Annotated in this window: 4 protein-coding genes; 3 read left to right on the top strand and 1 reads right to left on the bottom strand. The window is 79.3% G+C overall.

From position 1 onward, the window contains the following. On the top strand, nt 1–2,285 hold a 2,285-nt coding region (locus tag KVT14_RS19355), incomplete at its 5' end, for a UrvD/REP family ATP-dependent DNA helicase (protein WP_217617154.1). Continuing rightward, nucleotides 2,282–5,752 (top strand): ATP-dependent DNA helicase, encoded by a 3,471-nt coding sequence (locus KVT14_RS19350; RefSeq protein WP_217617153.1) that lies wholly within the window; start codon nt 2,282–2,284, stop codon nt 5,750–5,752. The genes KVT14_RS19355 and KVT14_RS19350, both read left to right, overlap by 4 nt. A 203-nt stretch (nt 5,753–5,955) precedes the next feature. On the opposite strand, the gene KVT14_RS19345 is transcribed toward KVT14_RS19350, so the two are convergent. Beyond that, nucleotides 5,956–6,891: a phosphotransferase gene (locus KVT14_RS19345; RefSeq protein WP_217617152.1), complete on the bottom strand. Its 936-nt coding sequence runs from the start codon at nt 6,889–6,891 to the stop codon at nt 5,956–5,958. 151 nt (nt 6,892–7,042) lie between these two features. On the opposite strand from KVT14_RS19345, the gene nudC reads away from it, so the two are divergent. Further along, on the top strand, nt 7,043–8,152 hold a 1,110-nt coding region (gene nudC, locus KVT14_RS19340), incomplete at its 3' end, for an NAD(+) diphosphatase (protein WP_217617151.1).

Genomic DNA, 8,152 nt, shown 5'->3' with positions numbered 1-8,152 from the left:
GCCCGGCCGGGGGCGTGCCGACGCAGGGCGGCGAGGCGGGACGCGCGCCGGCCCCGGGCGGCACGGGTGCGTCGTCGGCCGGCCACGACGCCGTCCCGCGCGACGTGCTCCGGGCCGCGGTGCTGCCCAGCCCGGCGCAGGAGGCCGCCTGGGTCGCCCACGCCCTGCGCCGCGCGCACCTGGAGGACGGCACCCCCTGGGCCGAGATGGCCGTGATCGCCCGGTCCGGCGGCCAGGTCACCGCGCTGCGCCGCGCGCTCGGCTCCGCGCAGGTGCCGGTCGCGGTCGTCGGCAGCGACGTGCCGCTCCGCGACGAGCCCGCGGTGCGCCCGCTGCTCGACGCCCTGCGCGTCGCGCTGGGCCCGGACGCCGGCGGCTCCGCCCTGGACGCCGAGCTCGCTGCGCGGCTGTGCTGCTCGCCGCTGGGCGGGATGGACGCGGTGGGCCTGCGCCGGCTGCGCCGCAGCCTGCGGGCGGAGGAGGTGGCGCTCGGCGGCGGGCGCGCGAGCGACGAGCTGCTGGTCGAGGTGCTGCTGAGCCCGGCGGCCGCGGCCGCGCTGCAGCCGGTGGTGCGCCGGCCCGTCGCCCGGATCGCCACCGTCCTCGCGGCGGGCCGGGAGGCGGCCGCGGCGCCGGGCGCGGACGCGCAGGCCGTGCTCTGGGCGATCTGGGACGCGTCGGGCCTGGCCGAGCCGTGGCGGCGGTCGGCGCTCGCGGGCGGCCCGGGCGGGGCGCGCGCGGACCGGGACCTCGACGCCGTGCTGGCCCTGTTCCGCGCCGCCGAGACCTTCGTCGACCGGACGCCGCAGGCCCGCGCGGCCGCGTTCCTCGAGTGGGTCGAGGCCCAGGAGCTGCCGTCCGACACGATCGCCGCGCGCGCCCGCCGGGACGCCGTGTCCGTGCTGACGCCCGCCGGCGCCGCGGGCCGGGAGTGGGACGTCGTCGCGGTCGCGGGCGTGCAGGAGGGCGTGTGGCCCGACCTGCGGCTGCGCGACTCGCTGCTCGGGTCGCAGGCGCTGGTCGACGTGCTGGCCGGGCGCGGCGCGGGCCGGGCGGCCGGCGCGGACGCCGCCCCCGCGGGCGCGCACGCCGTGGCCGAGGCCGGCGCCGCCGCCCGGGCCGCGGTGCTCGCCGACGAGCTGCGCTCCTTCCACGTCGCCGTGTCGCGCGCCCGGCGGGTGCTGCTTGTGACCGCGGTGTCCGACGAGGACGACCAGCCGTCGCCGTTCCTCGACCTCGTCGAGCCGAACGACGAGGACGACGACCCCCGCCGGGCCGCTGCGCCCGCGCCGCTCGACCTGCGCGGCCTGGTGGCGCAGCTGCGCGGCCGGCTGGAGCAGTCCGCGCGCGCGGGCGCCCCCGACGCGGACGCCGCCGCCGTGCTCGCGCGCCTCGCCGACGAGGGCGTCCCGGGCGCCGACCCCGCGGAGTGGCACGGCCTCGCCGACCCGTCGAGCGACGCGCCGCTGTGGGCCGCGGGCGAGCGGGTGCCGGTGTCGCCGTCGCGGATCGAGACCGCCGGCACCTGCACGCTGCGCTGGGCGCTGGAGGCCGCGGGGGGCACGGCGCCGAGCAGCGCGCGGCAGTCGCTCGGCACGCTCGTGCACGCGCTCGCGCAGACCCACCCGCGCGGCGGCCGGGAGGCGCTGATGGCGGAGCTCGACCGGCGGTGGCCGGAGCTCGGGCTCGGGCACGGCTGGCCCGCGACGCTGGAGCGGCGGCGCGCGGAGGCGATGGTCGGGCGGCTCGCGGACTACCTGGAGAAGGCGGGCGAGCCGCTCGCGATCGAGGCGCGGTTCGAGCTCGAGCTCGACCGGGCGGTCGTCCGCGGGACGCTGGACAGGGTGGAGCGGGCCGAGCCGGGTCCGGCCGCTGACCCCGACGGCGGGGCCGACGGCGCGCCGGTGCCGGTCCGGGTCGTCGACCTGAAGACCGGCCGGACGGCGCCGTCGGCGCAGGAGGCCACCACCAACCCGCAGCTCGGCGCGTACCAGCTGGCCGTGGACGCCGGCGCGGTCGAGGGCCTGACCCCGGGGGCGGTCAGCGCGGGGGCGCAGCTGGTCTTCGTGTCGGACGTCAACAAGAACAAGGCCGCGCTGCGCGAGCAGCCCCCGCTCGGCCCGGACGCCCCGGACGACCCGTCCTGGGCGCGGACCCACATCGAGGAGGTGGCGGAGCGGATGGCCGCCTCGTCGTTCGCCGCGACCGCGAACACCCTGTGCGACCGCTGCCCAGTGCGCCGGTCCTGCCCGCTGCGCGACGAGGGCGGGCAGGTGGTCGGGTGACCGCGCCGGCCCTCGCCGCGACGCTCTCGGCCCTGGACATCGCGCGGCTGCTGCGGCGCGACCCGCCGACCGACGAGCAGGTCGCGGTCATCGAGTCGCCCCTGAGCCCCGCGCTCGTCGTGGCGGGCGCGGGATCGGGCAAGACCGAGACCATGTCCGCGCGCGTCGTCTGGCTGCTCGCGAACGGGCTGGTCGCGCCCGAGGAGGTCCTCGGTCTCACGTTCACCCGCAAGGCCGCCGGCGAGCTCGCGGAGCGCGTCCGCCGCCGCCTGCGGCACCTCGCGCGCGCCGCGGCGGCCGAGGGCGTGCACCTGCCCGGGCTGTCCGTCGCCGAGGACGCGGCCGACGGCGGGGCGGCGCTGCTCACCGTCGCCCGGCCGACCATCTCCACCTACAACGCGTACGCGGCGTCCCTGGTCGGGGACCACGGCCTGCGGATCGGCGTCGAGCCGTCCGCGCGGCTGCTCGGCGAGGCAGCGCAGTGGCAGCTGGCGAGCGAGGTCGTCGAGTCGTGGACCGCCGACCTCGACTCGTCCGCCGCCGTGTCGACCGTGGTCGAGGCGGTGCTGACCCTGTCGGGCGCGCTGGACGAGCACCTGATCGACGCCGACGAGGCGCGCCGCCGCATCGAGGGGATCGTCGACGACATCGAGGCGACCCCGCCCGGCACCCCGCCGCGGCAGCCGTACGCCAAGGTGCGCGAGCTCGTCGCGTCGCTGCGCGAGCGGCAGCGGATGCTCGACCTCGTCGCGGCGTACCGGGAGCGGAAGCGCGCGGTGGACGCCCTCGACTTCGGCGACCAGGTCGCGATCGCCGCCCGGCTGGCCCGGGACGTGCCCGAGGTCGGCGCGGGGGAGCGGGCCCGGTTCCGGGTCGTGCTGCTCGACGAGTACCAGGACACCTCCTACGCGCAGCTGGTCCTGCTCTCGGAGCTGTTCGGCGGCGGGCACCCGGTCACGGCGGTCGGCGACCCGCACCAGTCGATCTACGGCTGGCGGGGCGCGAGCGCGGGCGGGCTCGAGCGGTTCCCGACCGACTTCCCGGACGTGGCCGCCGACGGCGACCGGCGGCCGGCGGCGGTCTACGCGCTGTCGACCTCCTGGCGGAACGACGTCGCGGTGCTCGACGCCGCCAACCACGTCGCCGCGCCCCTGCGCCGCCCGGAGAAGGCGCGCGTGGCCCTGCCGACGCTCGGTGCCCGGCCCGGAGCGGGAGCCGGCGAGGTGATCGCGCACCTCGCGCCCACGCTGGAGGAGGAGGCGCAGGCCGTCGCCGAGTTCGTCGCCGCGCGCTGGCGGCCCGAGGGCGGCCCGGGCGTCGACGGCGGCGCGCCCGCGCCCGGCGGGGCGCGGGTCACGGCGGCGGTGCTGTGCCGCAAGCGCGCGCAGTTCCCGGTGCTGCACCGGGCGCTGCGGGCCGCGGGCCTGCCGGTGGAGGTCGTCGGCCTCGGCGGGCTGCTCAACACGCCCGAGGTGGTCGACGTCGTGGCGCTCCTGCAGGCGGCGCACGACCCGTCCCGCGGGGACGCGCTCATGCGGCTGCTCACCGGGGCGCGGACGATGCTCGGTGCGGCTGACCTGCACGCGCTCGCGGACTGGTCGGCGCACCTGGCGCGGGGGCTCGACGCGCGGGCGGCCGTGGCCGTGGCGCGGGACCGGGCGGCGTCGGCGGCGGGGGCGTCGGGCGCCGCCGAGCCCGCCCCGGTCGTGGCCGACGTCGTGGACGAGCGCAGCATCGTCGACGCGGTCGACTCCCCGCCCCCGCCCGGCTGGCGGAGCCCGTCCGGCCGTGGCCTCACCCCGACCGGACTGGCCCGGGTCACGGCCGTCGGCGAGGTGCTGCGCGCGGTCCGGCAGCACACCTACCTGTCGCTCCCGGAGCTGGTCGCGCACGCCGAGCGGCTGTGGGGCCTGGACATCGAGGTCGCGTCCCGCGCGGGCGTCGCCCCGGGCCGGGCCCGCGCGCACCTCGACGCGTTCCGCGAGGTCGCGGTCCGGTACGCCGACGCGACCGACGACCCGACCCTCGGCGGGTTCCTCGCCTGGCTGGAGTCGGCGGACGCGCACGAGCACGGCCTCGACATGCCGGTCGCCGAGCCGGACCCCGACGCCGTCCAGCTCATCACGGTGCACGCGGCCAAGGGGCTGGAGTGGGACGCGGTCGCCGTGGCCGGCCTGGTCGACGGCGGGCTGCCCGCGACCCGCACCCAGGGCCCGAACGGCCCGACCGACTCCGCCTGGCTCACCGGCCTGGGCGAGCTGCCGTACCCGCTGCGCGGCGACCGGCACGACCTGCCCGACCTCGCCTACGCCGGCGCCGCGGACCCGAAGGACCTGGAGGAGCGGCGCAAGCAGTTCCTGCTGGACGCGGGTGACCACCAGGTCGCCGAGGAGCGCCGGCTCGCCTACGTGGCGTTCACCCGGGCGCGCGCCGCGCTGCTGCTGACCGGCGCGTGGTGGGGCGACGGGTTGCGGGTGCGGCCGCCGTCGCTGTTCCTCACCGAGGTGGTCGACGCCGGGCTGGCGCGGGTCGCCGGCTGGGCCGACCTGCCCGACGAGGGCACGGAGAACCCGCGGACGCAGGAGGCGGCGGGCGCGGTGTGGCCGGCCGACCCGTTCGGCGGCGAGGCCGAGGGCGGCCCGGTGCGGCGAGCCGCGGTCGAGGCGGCCGCGGCGGCGGTGCGGGCGGCTCTGGACGAACGCGCGGCGGCCGCAGGGGGCGCGACGGGCGGCGACGGCGGAGCGGGCGGCGACGGCGCGGCGCGCCGGACGGCGTGGGACCGCACGGTCGACCTGCTGCTCGCCGAGCGCGCGCTGGAGTCCCGGCCGCGGCCGGAGGTCGAGCTGCCCGCGCACCTGTCCGCGTCCGCCGTGGTCCGGCTGGCCGCCGACAGCGGCGAGTTCGCCCGGGCGCTGCGCCGGCCGGTGCCGAACCGCCCGTCGCCGCAGGCCCGGCGCGGCACCCAGTTCCACGCGTGGGTCGAGGGGTTCTTCGGGTCGCCGGCGCTGGTCGACCTCGACGACCTGCCCGGCGCCGACGACGACTCCGTCCCGGTCGACGCCGACGAGGCCGCGCTGCGCGCCGCGTTCCTCGCGACCCCCTGGGCCGCGCTGGAGCCGGTCGCGGTCGAGGTCGACGTCGAGACGACCGTCGCCGGCTACGTGCTGCGCTCCCGGATCGACGCGGTGTTCCGCGACCCCGACCGCCCGGGCGACCGGGACGCGGTGGTCGTCGTCGACTGGAAGACCGGTGCCCCGCCGACAGACCCGGACGCCACGGCGGTGCGTGAGCTGCAGCTCGCGGTCTACCGGCTCGCGTGGTCCCGGTGGACGGGCACCCCGCTCGACCGGGTGAGCGCGGCCTTCTGCTACGTCGGCGCGAGCCGCACGGTCCGCCCGGCGCGCCTGCTGGGTGCGGACGAGATCGAGCGCCTGCTCCTCGCGGCCACGGACGGCCCGCGGACCTGACGCGCCGCGCGGGGCGTGCCGCGGCCGGGCCGCGCGAGGTCGGCGGAAACAGGTGACGACCTCGCCCGGCCGGCGCCGGCCGAGGTCGTCGGTTCCGGCCGCCGGAGGGGTGGCGCAACCGGCGACCTCGGGCGGAAGTGACGACCTCACACCTCACACCTCACGCGCACGCGCACTGCGCCGCGCCGCCGCCGGAGCCGGCGTCAGAGCGGGGCCGCGCCCGGCTCCGCGACGTCGCGGGTCTGCTCGTCCAGCTCGTCAAGCATCTGGACCGCGTCCGCGACCACCTCGTCGTCGCCGGACCGCACCCCGTAGAGCAGCCAGCGCGCCAGCGCGAGCTCGCCCGCGAGCAGCGCGCGGTCCGCGAGGTGCGGGTCGGTGAGCTCGGTGCGGCGCAGCTGGTACGCCTCCATGATCGAGTCGACCGAGTCCTGCGGCGCGGCGACGAGCAGCCACGCGAGGTCGTCCGCGGGGTCGGCCACCTTGGCCTCGCCCCAGGACGTCACGCCGGTGACCGCGCCGTCGGCGACGAGCACGTGGTCGGCCGACAGGTCGCCGTGCACGACGACGGGCGCGAACTTCCACACCGCGACGTCCTCCAGCCGCTCTTCCCAGCGCCGCAGCAGCGTGGCGGGCACCCGGCCGGTGCGGGCGGCCTCGTCGACCTCCGCGAGCCGGCGTGCGCGGTAGGCGGCCGCGTCGTACACCGGCAGCCCCGCGTCCTCGACGAGCGCCACGGGCAGCTCGTGCAGCGCCGCGATGGACCGGCCGAGCGAGGCGGCGATCCCGGGGCCGGGGGCGACGCGCTCCAGGTCGACCGGGCGGCCCGGCAGCTCGCGGTGCACGACCACGCGGCCGCCCTCCTCGAGCGGCGCGGCGCCCGCGACCCGCGGCACGTCGAACGGCAGCTTCCCGGCGTCGACGTGGTCCCCGAGCGCGCCGAGCAGCACCAGCTCGGCCTCGAGCGCGGCTCCCGCGGCGGCGTTCCGCGGCGCGCGCACCACCCAGTGCCGGCGCTGCCCGTCGGTCACCAGGGCGACGTCGTCGTCCCCCGCGGCCGCGGCGGCCCGCACCTCGCGGGCGTCGAAGCCCGGGACGGCGACGGTCGCGAGAGCGGCGAGAGCAAGGGGAGAACGCACCGTCCCAGGGTAGGACCCCGGCGCGCCCGGGGCCGGTCCGCGCGGCGCCGGGCGTGTCACCGCGCGGTCGCCCGGGGGACGTGGCGCGGGTCGCACGGCCTGCGGTCGGCCGTCGACTGCGACCGGCGCGCGCGACGCGTACGGTGGCGACGTGTTCGCCTCCGACCTCCCTCTGTCGCGGACGGTCACGGACCGGGCCGCGGACCTCCGCGGTGACGAGGACCTGCTGCCCGCGCTGCTCGACGACGCCTCCACCCGCGTGCTACTGGTCTCCGGCGGCCGGGTCGTGACCCGCCGCCGCGGCCGCCGCCCTGCCCTGGCGCTCTACACCCCGCAGGAGGCGGCGCTGCGGGCGCCCAGCTCGTCGCTGGCGGAGCGGTGGGCGTTCCTCGGCTACGACGACGCCGACCGCGTCCCCGGGGTCGCGCCCGGCGAGACCCGGCCCGACGGCCCCGCCTACCTGGCGCACCACGTGCCCGAGGGCGGGACCGCGGCGCTGCCCGCGGGCGACGAGTGGACCGCGCTGCGCGAGGTCGGCGGCGAGCTGTCGGCGCGGGACGCCGGCCTCGCGACGGCCGCCGTCGCGCTCTACGAGTGGCACGTCCGCTACCCGCGCTGCCCGCGGTGCGGTGCCGAGACCCAGCCGGTGTCGAGCGGCTGGGTGCGCCGCTGCCCGGTCGACGGGTCGGACCACTACCCGCGGACGGACCCCGCCGTGATCATGGCGGTCGTCGACGAGGACGACCGGCTGCTGCTCGCGAACTCGGCCGCGTGGCCGACGCACCGGTTCTCGACGCTCGCGGGCTTCGTCGAGCCGGGCGAGTCCGTCGAGCACGCGATCCGCCGGGAGGCGCGCGAGGAGACCGCCGTCGTCGTCGGCGAGGTCGAGTACCGGGGCAGCCAGCCGTGGCCGTTCCCCGCGTCGCTGATGCTGGGCTTCCGCGCCCGGGCGCTGTCCACCGAGATCACCGTCGACGGCGACGAGCTGCGCGCCGCGCGCTGGTTCGACCGGGAGACGCTGCGCGCCGAGGTGGAGTCCGGTTCGGTCGTGCTGCCCCCGGGGACGTCGATCGCGCGGGCGCTCATCGAGGACTGGTACGGCGGGGAGCTGCCGACCGACCCGCTGCGGGACGGCTGGAGCCGTGGTGCGGTGCCGCCGGCGGAGCAGGCCGCGTCGCCCGCGCCCACGGAGCAGGCGGCGTCGCCCGCGCCCGCCGCGCCGGCGGAGGCGGTCCCGGCCGCCGCGGAGCCCGCGCCCGCC

This window comes from Cellulomonas sp. GbtcB1 (assembly GCF_019091725.1).
Lineage (GTDB): Bacteria > Actinomycetota > Actinomycetes > Actinomycetales > Cellulomonadaceae > Cellulomonas.
The sequence above is the reverse complement of the archived record's forward strand: the minus strand, read 5'-3'. Positions and strand labels throughout refer to the sequence as shown.